Below are 13,125 nucleotides of genomic sequence, written 5' to 3' on the forward strand. Positions count from 1 at the left end.
TTCAGCTATTGTGGGGTTCATAAAGAAAACAAACATTTAATAAACCCACCCCACCACTAGCAAATAATCACAAGCTTTTGTATTTTGGACACTACCCGACTTTTCAAAATACAATCATGCAAATAATCGATTCTGTCATTTCATCGGTCACCGTATTTGGCGACCGTGCCGAAGTAACCCGTACCGCTGAGCTGAGTCTTGCCACGGGCGAACACCTGCTTTTGTTTGACCGCCTGCCCGAAAAAATAGAGCAAAAAAGTGTGCAAGTAAACGGCGTAGGCAATGCAGTGTTGGCAAGTGTCAAGTTTAAAGTAGCCCATTATGAAGAGGTGCCCGACGAAGACAAAAAAGCGCTCATGGATGAACAACAAAGACTAGAAGACGAACTAGCCCACTTGCAAAACAAGAGCACTCGCCTCGACAACGAAAAGAAGTTTATTGAAAACATTACCATCAAACTCACCACGCCCATAGAAGACGATATGCCGACGCTCGACCCTGCCGAATGGGAGAAAATGTTTGAGTTTTATAGCCAAAAATCTGAAGCCTTGGATGAGGCAATATTTGCCAACGAAAAGGAGCAAAGGACTTGGCAAAGCAAGATTGAGAAAATAGAAAAGCAGTTGCAAGCGCTGAAGTATGACGATACCCGCACCAAAAACCAAGTAGAGGTAATTGTACAAATGAAAGCTGAGGGAAGTCTACAGCTCCAACTGTCGTACATTGTATACGGAGCCCAATGGAAACCATTTTATGACTTGAGAGTGTCAACCGAAGCCAAAAAGATGAACCTGACCTACAATGCTTTGGTTACCCAAAACACGGGTGAAGAATGGCAAGGTGTGACACTGAAGCTTTCTACCGCGCAGCCTCAGGTAAGCGGACGCCAACCCCAACTACAGCCTTGGCGGGTAGATGTGGGTGGACGCATTGCCAAAGAAGATTTGCGTAATACCAGATTTGAGGCAGTAGCAGATCAGGAGGCAAAGTCTGAAGTGGCAAGTATGGAAGAGGCAGAAGAAGACGATTTGGATGGTTTTGGTGGGGGAGGTAGCGAACAGATGACCAAGGCTACTTCGGGCATAGAAACTGGAGCTACCTCGGTGTTTTTTAGCATTGCCGGAAGGCACACTGTAAAAAGCGACAATACCGAACAGCAGGTAACAGTAATGATAGAAGACTTTGGGGCAAAGTTTGAGTACTCGGCAGTGCCCAAGCTGTCGTCGTATGCCTATTTGCGGGCAAAAGTAACCAACAATACTGATTATCCTTTTTTGGCGGGTTCTACCAATATTTTTCTGGACAACAATTTTGTGGCAAATGCCTCTATAGATACAGTGGCGGCTACCGAAAGCTTTTGGACGTTTTTGGGTATAGACGAGGGCATGAAGGTAGAGCGCAAGTTTTTGAAGAAATACGAAAAGAAAGAAGGGAAATTTTTTGGCAAGAAAACCAAAAATGTGGTATATGAATATGAGCTCTTGGTGCAAAATTATAAGAAAACTACTGAGAAAGTCACCCTCCGAGATCAAATACCTATTTCGCACCACGACGAAATAAAAGTACACTTGCTATTGCCCGAATACAAAGAAGACACTGAGCAGCTAAAAAAAGACAAGCTCAATCGCTTGCAATGGACTTATGAGCTTGCCCCAGGCAAAGAAGAAAAAATTCCTTTTCACTTTGCTTTAGAGTATCCCCACGATTTTAGTCTCACTGGCATAGAAGATATGTAAGCCCATGGAAAACACGACAAACCAAATGATTGAATCGAAGGTGGTGGCAGTGACGGTGTTTCAAGACCGCGCTGAGGTAAGCCGTGAAGCTCGCCTGGATTTGCCTGTGGGCAATCATACCTTGGTGTTTGACCAACTGCCTGATAGCATAGAAGAAAAAAGCGTGCAAGTGAGCGGCAAGGGTGTCCAAGCCACCCTTACCCAAGTAAAGTTTTTGACCGAATACTATGACCAAACCCCCGACGAAGAGGTGAAGGCGTTGGAAGATAAAAAGCAGGGTTTGATGGACGAGGGGAGAAAGCTGCAAAATGAACAGCAACGTTTGCAAGGGCAACAACGGTTTTTACAAGGAATGGTAAACCGTATCACTAAACCCAGCAAAGGGCAACGCAAAAGCAAGCCGCAAGATTGGCTAAAAATGCTGGATTATTATGGGCAAAAACAAGCCAAGGTAGACGAGGCTTTGCTGAAAGTAAAACAGCAAGTGCGCCAAAATACTGAGGCATTGAGTAAGCTTGAAAAAGAAGTAATGGTCTTTTTTACTCAACCACAAAAAGCCCGCAAACAAGTAGAAGTACAGATAAGTGTAGTGGAAGAAGGAGCCTTGCAATTGTTGTTGAGCTATGTAGTACAAGGGGCAAGTTGGGAGCCCTATTATGACTTAAGGGTGTCTACCGAAACCGAAGAAATGGACTTGGTGTATAAGGCAATGATCAGGCAAAATACTGAAGAGTCATGGAGCAATGCTGCACTGCGTTTGTCTACGGCACGCCCCCACATTGGTGGGCGGCAACCTGAGCTCAAAGCGTGGCGAATTCAACAACACAATCCTATAACTGCACAACAAGTACGCGAGCGTTTGAAGACAACCATGAAGGAAATATCGGGCGGCGCGGTAAAGGCAATGAAAAAGGTTAAAAGACCAGCAGTGGGGAGCATGCCCAAGCCAGCAAAAGATGTAGAAGAAAAAGAGCGGGGAATAATGATAGCTGGGGCAGTGTATGATGAGTCGAACATTGACCAGTTTTTGGAACGAGACGAAAAACGCAAGGTAGAAGAAGCGCAAAAAATAGTAGATAATAAACCACAATCCCCTCCAGTAATGGACAGGGGAGGGGCAAAGATTGAGTCTGGAGGCACTGCAGTGTTTTTTGAAATAGAAGGGGTGCACACTGTCAAAAATGATGATACAGAACATCAGGTGACTATTTTACAAGATACCTTCTCGGCTCACTTACAATATTCGGCAGTGCCCAAGCTATCAGCACACACTTATTTGCGGGCACGCACCACCAACCACACCGATTACCCTTTGTTGGCGGGTAGCACCCACATATTTTTGGATAACAATTTTGTGGCAAATGCCTCTATGGATACTATAGCGCCTTCTGAGGAGTTTTGGACTTTTTTGGGTACAGATGAAGGAGTGAAGGTAGTGCGTAAGTTTTTGAAAAAGTATGCAAAGAAAGAAGGAAGTTTGTTTGGCAAAAAACATAAAAATCTGGTGTATGAATACCTCATTGAAGCCAAAAACTTTAAACCAAGGGCAATAGAACTCATCGTCAAAGATCAGTTGCCCGCATCGCAAAACGATGAGGTAAAAGTGGAACTTTTAAAGCCAGTTTATAGCGAAGATTCGGATGAGCTCAAGATTGATAAGTTCAAAACAATGGAGTGGTTGTATACGCTTGATCCTGGCAAAGAGCTGCAAATTCCCTTTGAATTTGCCATTACCCATCCAGCAGATGTGTGGTTGAAGGAAAGCTAAAGTTAATTACGAATTAGTCAATTACGAATGACGAGTGTACGAAGTCTTACATACGACTGATAATCAACACCTTAAATCTTGTAAAAGTGTTGTAAAACAGAGTAAATACATAAAATCAAGCACTTTTTTACCTCTTTTGGAACAAATAAGAGGGTATAATTTTGCTATTATGAAGTGTAAAGCCCTATTAATCAGTGTTTTAAAAAACTTCGTACAGTTCTAATTACGAATGGATCAATTATGAGTGACCAATTACTGAAAGGATGACGAGTGACTAAAAGTTAATCACCAAGCACTATTCACTTAAAACCAAAAACTAACAAATGAAAATCTTAGAATCAAAAATTACCAATGTTACTGTATTTAAAGACCGGGCTGAGGTAACCAGACAAGCCAAGGTAGAAGGGCTGACAGCGGGCGAATACCAAATGGTGTTTGACAAATTGCCAAAAAATATAGATCAAAACAGCATACAAGTCAATGGCAAAGGCAATGCTACCCTGACAAACGTAAAGTTTGAAACGGTACACTATGAAGAAACCCCCGACCTGGATAGTAAAACCTTGTATGAAGAGCAACAAAATATTCAAGATGAATTACGCTTGCTGGATGATGAGCTGAACCGTTTGCGTAAAGAAAAGGAGTTTGTAGATGGGGTAGGCAAAAAACTGATTACCCCGGCTACTACCGAAACTACCCTGGAGCTTGACCCGCAAAAATGGGCAAATATGTTGGGCTATTTCAAAACAGAGTTAGCCACAGTAGACCAGGCGATTTTTGGGGTAGAAAAAAACAAAAGAAGTTGGGAAAACAAACTCCATCAGATCAATAGTCAGATTCAGCAGATGGGGCAAGGCAAGCGCCTCAGTAAAAACCAGGTCACGGTATGGGTAGAAACTACTCAAGAAACCAGTCTTGCGCTTGAACTGTCTTATATAGTATACAATGCCAGTTGGCGCCCGGTGTACGACTTGCGTGTGTCTACTCAAGACAAACGTATGCACATTACCTACAATGCTATAGTAGAACAAAACACAGGTGAAAACTGGAACGATACGCCACTCAAACTCTCTACTGCCCAACCCCAGATAAGTGGGCAACAACCCAACCTGTCGCCGTGGCGTATCAACTTGTTTGTGCCCAAACCACCCCCGGCACCAGCTCCTGGCGCTGCAAGGGGCATGTCAAATATGATAGAAGCTCCTATGGCACAAATGTATACATCAGAGCTTGACACAGGGGCATTGATGGATGAACTAGAGGAAGAAATAGTAATGGCAAAACCTGCTTCAGCTGTAGAAACGGGAGCAACTTCAGTGTTTTTTAGTGTATCGGGCAAACACACCGTTAAGAGCGACGGTACCGAACATCGGGTAACCATTATGATCGAAGATTTTTCGGCACATTTTCGCTATTCTACTGTGCCCAAGCTCTCACCTTATGCTTATCTCAAAGCCAAAGTACGCAACGAAACAGCTTACCCTTTTTTGGCGGGCAGTGCCAACGTGTTTTTAGACAACAACTTTGTGTCTACCACCCATATGGAGGCTGTGGCACCTACCGAAGAGTTTTGGACGTTTTTGGGCATAGACCAAGGCTTTAAGATTGAACACAAGTTTTTGAAAAAATATGAAAAGCAGGAGGGAGGCATTTTTAGCAAAAAAACTCAAAACATTGTGTATGAGTATTTGATAGAAATAAAAAATAATAAAACCACTCAGGAAGAAATTGTAGTGTGGGACCAGCTACCTATATCGGGCAATGATGAAATAAAGGTACACTTGCTAGAGCCTACCTACAAAGAAGACAGCGACAAGGTAAAGAAAAACGAGTATGAATACATAGAGTGGTTTTTTAAACCCAGTCCGGGCGAAGCCTTGAATATTCCCTTTAAGTTTGCTGTAGAATACCCACGTGATAAACAAGTAGATGGTTTGATCTAACAGGCATGCAAATATGTTAACTGGACAAATTTTATTGCATTGGTTTGATTTTTTTTACGAACTACCCATTATTGCATACATTGCTATGTTGGTGTTGTGGGTACTATTGCTACAGTACCTGGTGCGTTTTATCAAACAAAACTGGGTGGGGGTATTGGTGGTAGTGTTAGGCTTAGCAGTACCCATTTTTCTTATCATAGGCAAATCTTGGTGGGGCTTGGGTTACTTGCATGAGCAAGGCATTGCGTATGTAGGCATATCGGGCAAATACCTGGCTTTGAGCGACCATTATGCTACCTACAGCAAAGGAGGCAAACGGGCTGACCACCGTCGCTTGTATCTGGTAGACACTCAAACAGGAGAAGTACTGTTCAGATCGTCTATCAAGGGCAAGGTAACCAATCTCACTTGGGAAGATGATAAACTATTGATGCAGGCAGGAACCAATAGCCGTTTTTTCTCACTCAAGGGCACCTCTAAAAAAGCATTTAAAAAGCCCAACCTCAAAGACTTACCCGAACTAAAAAGTGGGATCTATAAACAAGGCTATAATGCCAATACCGACCAGGTGTGGGCGATTAACAAAAAAGGAGAGAAGTTTTTTTACAATGCTCAAACCCTGCAAAGAGAGCCCGAAAATACGCTCAAGGCCAAGAAAACAACCCAGCCTTTGAAGGCTTTTCAGCCAATCAAAAACTTGTTGAAAACGAAGTATGGGGCAGTCAAAAACAAAAAATATTATGATCGTCGAGCATATTGTCCAGTAAGTTTTTTTGGCAACCGGCGTTCCAGCATCAGAAAGCGCCTGTACATTGCGCGCGAGCCTACAGATAAGTATTTTGTGTATGGGCGTTTACGGTATTGTTTGCCTGCTCAAAACTTTGCCCTTATTAGTAGTTATGAAACCACCGATAAAAAGAAAACCGTGTTAACGGCAATCAACACCAATACTGGCGAAACCTTGTGGCAGCAAACTGCTGCTCAGTTGGCAGGAGCCAAAGACAAAGCAAAGGTATACTATTTTATCCCTATAGACAATACCGAAAGTGTAGTGTTGGTGGGGGAGTATTTACTAAGGCTGCAAACCAACACGGGGAAGGTAGTTTGGAAAACACACCTATAAAAAACCTCAAGTCAAGCAACTTGCTTGGCTTGAGGAATGTGGGCACTGTTTATTTCTAATCACTCAACCTACTTCTCCACCAATTTAAATGTATTATCTGCTACATTGTATTGTAGTTCAGCCATCAATAGTTTAAACTCTTTCTTGTTGTTGTTTTGAGTATTTTCCTTGGCAAGCCCCATTTTTACGGTAGTGCCGTTTTGGGGCAATATAGTCCAGTAGCCATTGCCAGGGTAGCTGTATTCTTTGTCGCTTTTGCTTTTTTCGTAGCCCAGCTTTTGTAGCCTTTCTTGTTCTTTTACTGGAAACACCTTTTCAGTCACGTTTTTCAAAGTTTCGCCCTCTAGTTCATAAAAAGTAATGGTGCCTGAAAAACAAATAGGTCCACAGCCGTGGTTCAATACTCCCAAAGTAGTTTTACCATTTTTAGCTGCCCATAGTGTCATGGTATTATAACCCATGACTCCTGTTTTTACCAGATCAATTTTCAAAAAACCATTGGCAATGTCTTTTACCGAAACCTCAGGGTCTTGCGCCTTTTGCCCCGATTGTTTTTCCATGTCGGCCTTAAAAGATTTGACCCATATTTTGTAATAATCCTCTATATTGGTGCTCAATTTGGCTACCGGTTTTTGCTCCCCTTCCGATTCCTTACCAGCGTCAGTATTGTTGTTACTACTTTCACTGGTAGTAGTGGTCGTTTTGCTGGTTGTATCGGCATTGTCTGCCGAGTCGGTGTTGTTGTCTTTATCACCTCCCCCACAAGCCGTGAGGCAGGCAAACACACAAGCAATAAATGCTAAACCAATGACACGAGTGTTGAATAGATATTTCATTGTTTTTTTAGTTAGATGAATCAATACTCGGCAGCAATCCATCCACTGTCCACAGACAGGATAAGCTATTTTTTTTGACTGAGGAAGGTGAAAAAAGCGGTGAGTTATTGACGAATTGAACATTCCTCAAAATGCAAATTTATATCGAAAGGGGCAAGCCGTAGTTTATGAAAGTGTGGTTTGAGTTTATGAATGGAGTGTGCGCAATGAGGGAAATAAAAAAAACACCGATCAGCTATAAGCCAAAGGGTGTTTGTTGATCTATCCATTTATAATTGGTATTCTTGCTTCAGGTGTTAAACTTTGGGCAACAAGTGACAAGCGTACTTTGCTATTGAAGTATTTAGGCTCATCGTGTTAAATTATTGGTAAAAGGCACCACTTGTCAGGCTTGTTGCCCAAAGCTCAAATATTATACTTAAACAAAAATGGTTTTGATGATGGATTTTGACTAATTGCTTGAATACCAACATTAATCAACCGAAGCTACAGCTTTGCTGTGCTGAGCTCTGCTTCAGCTAATCCTGTAAATCCTACAATCACTTTCATCTTAGTATAAAAGATTTACTCGTACGGCAATTAGGCGTACAATATTTATGGTTGTGGCTACGCTTCTGAAACTGTTTGCTACAAGCCGGGTTTTTACATTCTATATGAGTGCCTAGCGGCGCATTTTCGTTGAGTGCCTGCAAGTTGGTTCGGGTACTGCTGGGACGCAAACTTATTTCGTTGGGGGCTTGTGCTACTACAGCATCGGGTGCTGCTGGAGTAGACTGAAACTGTTGGGTAATTTGTGCTACCTTTTCTTCCAATGCTTGCATCCAAACCTCTAGTGGGGGAGTATTGGGTGCCAGAGTCGTTTCTTCAGGGCTTATTTCTTTGGGTTTTTCTGCTTCTACCTTAGGCGCAGGAGCACTTTCTTTGCTGGCAAGCAAAGCCTCGCTCAACTTATCTACCAATCGCTCGACTATAGTGTCTTGTGATGCTTCTTTAGGTGTTTCTGCCAAGGCTTCACTATGTGGTAAAATATTGAATTGTACTCCTTCGTTTTCGGTACGTGCCAAATATTGATAATGAAAAGAATAGGCGTAAATAGTAATGAGCTCTAAAAAGGTGATGAGCGCAAGTGCTACATACATGGTAGTAGAAGTATACGCTTGATTTGCCTTAAGCTTATGGTCGTGTTGAGTGCTCAACTTACTGAGAGCTTTCTCTTTAGCCGCCAATAATTGTATTTTTTCTGCTTTACTTGTTTGTAGGTTGGTTTGTTCCTCTTTGGTGAGCCCCCATTTGCGGGCTTTTTTATCTACTGAGAGCTTTTCCAGTGCCGCGATGACTTCGTTCAATTGGACCAGGCGCTGATCGTATTGTTTGGCTACTTTATTTTCCCCGGTTTTGAGTGTTTGACCCAACTGTTGGGTTTTGTCGCCCATTTTATAAGAAAGTAAAGCACCACCCACGCCACTTAAAGCTATAGACACAAATACCAAAAAAGCCAGTGCTACTATAGAGAATGTATTAATGTTGGCTCGTTTGGCTTTAGCCTTAAAAATGTTTTTGGCAAAAGTAACTTTAGCCATTTCTACTGCCACCAATACGCCCACCAACAAACCACCAATCAATAGTGCCATGAGAATGAGCAGCCAGGGAGGAAATTGTTCGTTGCCTTGGGTGTCTATTCCTACAAATACCAAACTCACCAATGCACAGGTTGCCAACCCCAGAATAACAGATATAAAATGATACACTGATCGAAACCCATACAAAAAGTTATCTAGTGGTTTCATGCGCTGAGAATAAGGTTGAACGGTCAGTTCCTCGCGTGCCTTTTCATAATTTGCCCTCATTTTCGACAAACGATGCGTCTCCGAATACACATCATTTTGATGTACTTCAGAAGGTTTTTTGATTTTTTTAAGTTTTTGAGCAAGATTTTTCATGACCCATCTGAATTTTATAATTAATTCTCTTTCAAGTTTTTATTGAGCATTTGCTAATTTTATGAACATTATACTGTAAATCTGGCTAATATTTTTAGCAAAATCAAGTTTTGACAATGAATTTTTAGCAAAAATGCTGCGGCATGAAGTGTGGTTTATTATTTGTTATTTAAATAGTGTTTTTAGTGTTTTTTGTTACAACTTGTTACAAACATAATGAACTGATTGTTATGATTCAAATAATTTACACTTTTTGTGTAACTTTGTATTACTTATAATAAGTTGTTATTAAAAATACTTGCAACTTAATTAGCTGTCAAACCCTATTTGATGGTTATATTTTTTCACTAAAAGAGATCGTATTATGCCACGCATGAATATTGAAGTAGATGACGATACTGACAAAGAAATATTGCAGTATCAACACGAAAAAAGAATGAATGAAGATGTAAAGCTTAACAAAGCCAAAGTAGCTGCCGAGTTGATAAAAAAGGGGTTGGAAGCCATCAAAAAAGAGAAAGCACAAGAAAACGGAGAGGCCTAATGCTCGAAAGAATCAACCCAGTAAGAGATGCCATTGTTTTATTAAGAAATCAACACGTGATTTTAGATGTTGACCTTGCCAAATTATATGATGTAGAAACCAAACACTTTAATCAGGCAGTAAAAAGAAACATCGAAAAATTTCCTCATGATTTTATGTTTAAGCTTACTCAAGAAGAAAAAAACAAACTGGTCACAAATTGTGACCGGTTGGCTAATCTCAAACATTCGAGCAGTGTACCTACTGCTTTTACTGAGCTGGGAGTAATACAAGCGGCTGGTATTCTGAAGTCGAGTGTGGCAGTAAGAATGAGTATTGTTGTTGCCCGTACTTTTGTGGCAATGATGAAAGAACTGGAAGAACAAAAGGTAAACCGACAGTTTTTGTTGGCGTTGCCTCCTCAACTTGAGAGCCGTTTGGATGAGATAGAAAAACGGATTGAGGGAAATCAAGGAAATATTAGCAGTCAAAGCCGCCAGTTCGATATAGTAGTAAACATGCTGCAGGAATTGGCTCAAGTGTTAGACGATAACACCAAACCTCCGCCACGCAACCCCATTGGGTTTTGAGGCAATAGCTCCTAAATATGTATTTAGGAGCTTTTTTAATGTCTTTATTTACTCAATTTGGCGGCAGCCAAGAGTAATTCAGGGCTCAAACGTTCTTTATAATTAGGGTTGATATATTCAAATTTGATTGTTCCTTTTTTGTTTAGCACAAATACCGAAGGCACAGGCAGGATGTTTTCGGTGTTTTTCCCGCCAGAGCTTTTACTCAACCAACGTCCATATTTTTTAGGAGCTCTAAATGCAATCCCAAAAGCTTTGGCTGCATTGGCGCTGGCATCAGATACTAAAGTATAAGACAAGTCGTTTTTGTTCATCGTCTTTTTTAAGTTTTGAGGGCTGTCGGGGCTTATTGCTACAATCTGATATCCCAAGGCCAACACTTGTTTTTCTATTTTTTGTAACCCCGCAAGTTGGCGATTGCAATAAGGACACCACCCTCCTCTATAAAAAATGAGTACTGTCGGTTTATTAGACACCATTTTTTTTAGGTTCACTGCTTCCCCTTTGGTGTTGTTAAGCGTTACTTCGGGTATTTTTTCGCCTACCAGTAAAGGGCTAACATCTTCGGCTTTTTCGGGCAAAGGATCGCCCGCACGAAAAGCAGTACTTAACAAGGCTATGATTGTCAAAGCAAAAAGTGTTTTGGTCAATTTTGTAGTCATATCTAATCAGTGTTAGAGTGTAGCAAATTCAAACTATTGGCTACAAGGTGTACAATAATAAGTTTAGAAAAAACTGTTTCGATGCTTTATCAAGCATGTGAATAAATGGTACAATTTCTCCTTGATGTTTTTATGTATACTTGTTATTTGCAAATGTAATTTTCTGAATTACTGTTTTTTGTCAGCCAGCCGACATTCCTTCCACGCCTTTTGTTAAACTGTAGTTAAATAAAAATAGCAGGCACCTTATTTCTCAAAGTGGAGTAAATGGCGAGCAGGTGCAAACCAAAGGTCGTACACCAGCCCTCAGCTGCAAATAGCAGGTTTTGACAATGTTGTTGATGATAAAAAATAGATATTGATTATTCAGTCTCTTCTGGTGGTTGAGCAAAGGTAATTTGTTCACTGTTAGGTTAAAAAAACAATGTCATGAAACACCCTTTACCTGTATTAATTTTGAGCTTTTGCTGCACTTGGTTTTCGGTCAGTTGCCAAACGCTTTCCCAAAAGCAAAACATGACCATTACCCTCAAAAAAATCTTTCAAACCTATACTGATCAATGTTCAAAACTGGGCATTAGGCGAGGCTTTAATTTTAGTTATCAGGCAGATTTACGTAATATACCTACAATGATACAGCTCAAGAAACGACAAGCCTTTTTTGAGCTATATGCAGCAAAAATTGCCCAGGTTCAACGGGCAAAACTGGCTCAAAATGAACAATATGACTATGACCATTTTGCCTACGAGCTTAAAAAAAATCGTGAAGAACTCGATCTTCAACTGGCCTTTATCAGACAATATAAAAATCAACCAATCCCTGATCAAGGATTAAGTTTTTTACCCAAAACTTGGTATTCGTTATATGTAAAACGTATGACAACCGCCGAAATAAGCCCTGAGGCAATCATGGAGTTTGGCAAAAAAGAAGTAGCAAGAGTAAAAAGTAATATCAGAAGAATACAGGCAAAAGCAGGGTATGAGGGAAGGGATCAAGCTTTTTATCAATACTTGCAAAGCCCACAGTTTCAGCTAACCAACTTAGATACCATTTTGGCAAGGTATGCCCGCATTGATCGTACTGTGCGACAACACCTCCATAAGGTTTTTGCCTTTACTGCCCCACCCAAGGTAAAAATAAGCCCTATACCCAACGCAAACTATGATACACCTCCAGGGTATTTGCAACCTAACCAAGTAAGCGGCAATACCTTTTTTTTCAAGTTTTACCAAAATAAACACAATTGGCGGGGAATGGATTTTTTGTATATTCATGAAGCTTTGCCAGGGCATAGTTATCATTTCGACTGGGAAAATCTTCATCTTAAAAATCGCCCTGCTTTTCATAGCCTTATTTCATACCCTGGCTATTTTGAAGGCTGGGCAGCCTATTGCGAAAACTTTGGCAAAGAGCTAGGCTTGTACCAAAACATTTACACTGAGTTTGGTAAATGGTCTTGGGACCTTGTTCGTTCGGTTAGAGTGGTACTGGATGCAGGCATTCATGCCAAGGGATGGAGCAAGCAGCAAGCACTGACGTATTGGCAAAAGCACTTGCCATTTAGAATGGACATAGCCCAACGTGAAGTAGATCGAGTGATGCGTTGGCCAGCTCAGGTATTAAGCTATAAACTAGGAGAAGCCAAGCTTTTGGAATTGAAACGGAAGTGTGAAAAAGCATTAGGAGCCAGTTTTGACATTAAGAAGTTTCATTCATTGGTGTTAAGCAAAGGACAAATACCTTTGCAGTTAATGGAAACAATGGTCAATGACTTTATTAAAAAATACCAAGCCTACCGTCAATCGCCTGACAAAGATTGATACTTTCTGTTTATTTTTTTGGAAATATTAACCACACCTCAAGCCTCTTGAAAAGGTTGTTCGTGTTTATCCTTTGCATACCATTTTATTTAGCTAAATGTCCTTCTTAAGTAGTATTTTTCGGTTAATTTTTATGAAAAAAGTAAAAAATACCAAGATTTATTACCTCAAGCCATTTACCTT

General features: G+C 40.9%; 10 protein-coding genes. 7 read left to right on the forward strand and 3 right to left on the reverse strand.

Translation table 11 applies throughout. The annotated features are described in order from the left end of the window. Nucleotides 1–116 precede the first annotated feature (116 nt). From Q0954_RS01440 to Q0954_RS01455, 4 genes are all read left to right on the forward strand, one after another. On the forward strand, nucleotides 117–1,736 hold the full coding sequence (locus Q0954_RS01440) for a mucoidy inhibitor MuiA family protein (RefSeq protein ID WP_299452656.1): 1,620 nt from the start codon (nucleotides 117–119) through the stop codon (nucleotides 1,734–1,736). Between the two features lie 4 nt (nucleotides 1,737–1,740). Further along, nucleotides 1,741–3,504, forward strand: a complete 1,764-nt coding sequence (locus tag Q0954_RS01445) for a mucoidy inhibitor MuiA family protein (RefSeq protein ID WP_299452658.1) — start codon at nucleotides 1,741–1,743, stop codon at nucleotides 3,502–3,504. A 323-nt stretch (nucleotides 3,505–3,827) separates the two neighbouring features. Beyond that, on the forward strand, nucleotides 3,828–5,447 hold the full coding sequence (locus Q0954_RS01450; protein ID WP_299452660.1) for a mucoidy inhibitor MuiA family protein: 1,620 nt from the start codon (nucleotides 3,828–3,830) through the stop codon (nucleotides 5,445–5,447). Between the two features lie 13 nt (nucleotides 5,448–5,460). Then, nucleotides 5,461–6,570, forward strand: a complete 1,110-nt coding sequence (locus tag Q0954_RS01455; protein ID WP_299452662.1) for a hypothetical protein — start codon at nucleotides 5,461–5,463, stop codon at nucleotides 6,568–6,570. 68 nt (nucleotides 6,571–6,638) lie between these two features. Here the strand turns inward: Q0954_RS01455 and Q0954_RS01460 are convergent, their stop codons facing one another. Next, nucleotides 6,639–7,406, reverse strand: a complete 768-nt coding sequence (locus Q0954_RS01460; RefSeq protein ID WP_299452664.1) for a hypothetical protein — start codon at nucleotides 7,404–7,406, stop codon at nucleotides 6,639–6,641. Nucleotides 7,407–7,951: 545 nt separating this feature from the next. Continuing rightward, complete coding sequence (locus Q0954_RS01465) at nucleotides 7,952–9,346, reverse strand: hypothetical protein (RefSeq protein WP_299452666.1); 1,395 nt, start codon at nucleotides 9,344–9,346, stop codon at nucleotides 7,952–7,954. 364 nt (nucleotides 9,347–9,710) lie between these two features. Here Q0954_RS01465 and Q0954_RS01470 point away from each other — a divergent pair, with 364 nt between their 5' ends. Together Q0954_RS01470 and Q0954_RS01475 are read left to right on the forward strand one after the other, a co-directional pair. Continuing rightward, on the forward strand, nucleotides 9,711–9,890 hold the full coding sequence (locus Q0954_RS01470; RefSeq protein ID WP_299452669.1) for a hypothetical protein: 180 nt from the start codon (nucleotides 9,711–9,713) through the stop codon (nucleotides 9,888–9,890). Further along, complete coding sequence (locus Q0954_RS01475) at nucleotides 9,890–10,459, forward strand: ORF6N domain-containing protein (protein WP_299452671.1); 570 nt, start codon at nucleotides 9,890–9,892, stop codon at nucleotides 10,457–10,459. Before Q0954_RS01470 ends, Q0954_RS01475 begins: the two co-directional genes overlap by 1 nt. A gap of 44 nt (nucleotides 10,460–10,503) precedes the next feature. On the opposite strand, the gene Q0954_RS01480 is transcribed toward Q0954_RS01475, so the two are convergent. Beyond that, nucleotides 10,504–11,121, reverse strand: a complete 618-nt coding sequence (locus Q0954_RS01480) for a peroxiredoxin-like family protein (RefSeq protein WP_299452674.1) — start codon at nucleotides 11,119–11,121, stop codon at nucleotides 10,504–10,506. A gap of 429 nt (nucleotides 11,122–11,550) precedes the next feature. On the opposite strand from Q0954_RS01480, the gene Q0954_RS01485 reads away from it, so the two are divergent. Then, the gene (locus Q0954_RS01485; RefSeq protein WP_299452677.1) at nucleotides 11,551–12,942 is read left to right on the forward strand and encodes a DUF885 family protein; all 1,392 of its coding nucleotides are present in this window, start codon (nucleotides 11,551–11,553) and stop codon (nucleotides 12,940–12,942) included. Nucleotides 12,943–13,125 lie beyond the last annotated feature (183 nt).

It is taken from the genome of uncultured Microscilla sp. (genome assembly GCF_947493425.1).
Taxonomy (GTDB): domain Bacteria; phylum Bacteroidota; class Bacteroidia; order Cytophagales; family Microscillaceae; genus Microscilla.

What these genes read in the sequence shown, in the direction of transcription:
- Q0954_RS01440 (WP_299452656.1), top strand. Translation starts at nt 117, where the DNA reads ATGCAAATAATCGATTCTGTCATTTCATCGGTCACCGTATTTGGCGAC.
- Q0954_RS01445 (WP_299452658.1), top strand. Translation starts at nt 1,741, where the DNA reads ATGGAAAACACGACAAACCAAATGATTGAATCGAAGGTGGTGGCAGTG.
- Q0954_RS01450 (WP_299452660.1), top strand. Translation starts at nt 3,828, where the DNA reads ATGAAAATCTTAGAATCAAAAATTACCAATGTTACTGTATTTAAAGAC.
- Q0954_RS01455 (WP_299452662.1), top strand. Translation starts at nt 5,461, where the DNA reads ATGTTAACTGGACAAATTTTATTGCATTGGTTTGATTTTTTTTACGAA.
- Q0954_RS01460 (WP_299452664.1), bottom strand. Translation starts at nt 7,406, where the DNA reads ATGAAATATCTATTCAACACTCGTGTCATTGGTTTAGCATTTATTGCT.
- Q0954_RS01465 (WP_299452666.1), bottom strand. Translation starts at nt 9,346, where the DNA reads ATGAAAAATCTTGCTCAAAAACTTAAAAAAATCAAAAAACCTTCTGAA.
- Q0954_RS01470 (WP_299452669.1), top strand. Translation starts at nt 9,711, where the DNA reads ATGCCACGCATGAATATTGAAGTAGATGACGATACTGACAAAGAAATA.
- Q0954_RS01475 (WP_299452671.1), top strand. Translation starts at nt 9,890, where the DNA reads ATGCTCGAAAGAATCAACCCAGTAAGAGATGCCATTGTTTTATTAAGA.
- Q0954_RS01480 (WP_299452674.1), bottom strand. Translation starts at nt 11,121, where the DNA reads ATGACTACAAAATTGACCAAAACACTTTTTGCTTTGACAATCATAGCC.
- Q0954_RS01485 (WP_299452677.1), top strand. Translation starts at nt 11,551, where the DNA reads ATGAAACACCCTTTACCTGTATTAATTTTGAGCTTTTGCTGCACTTGG.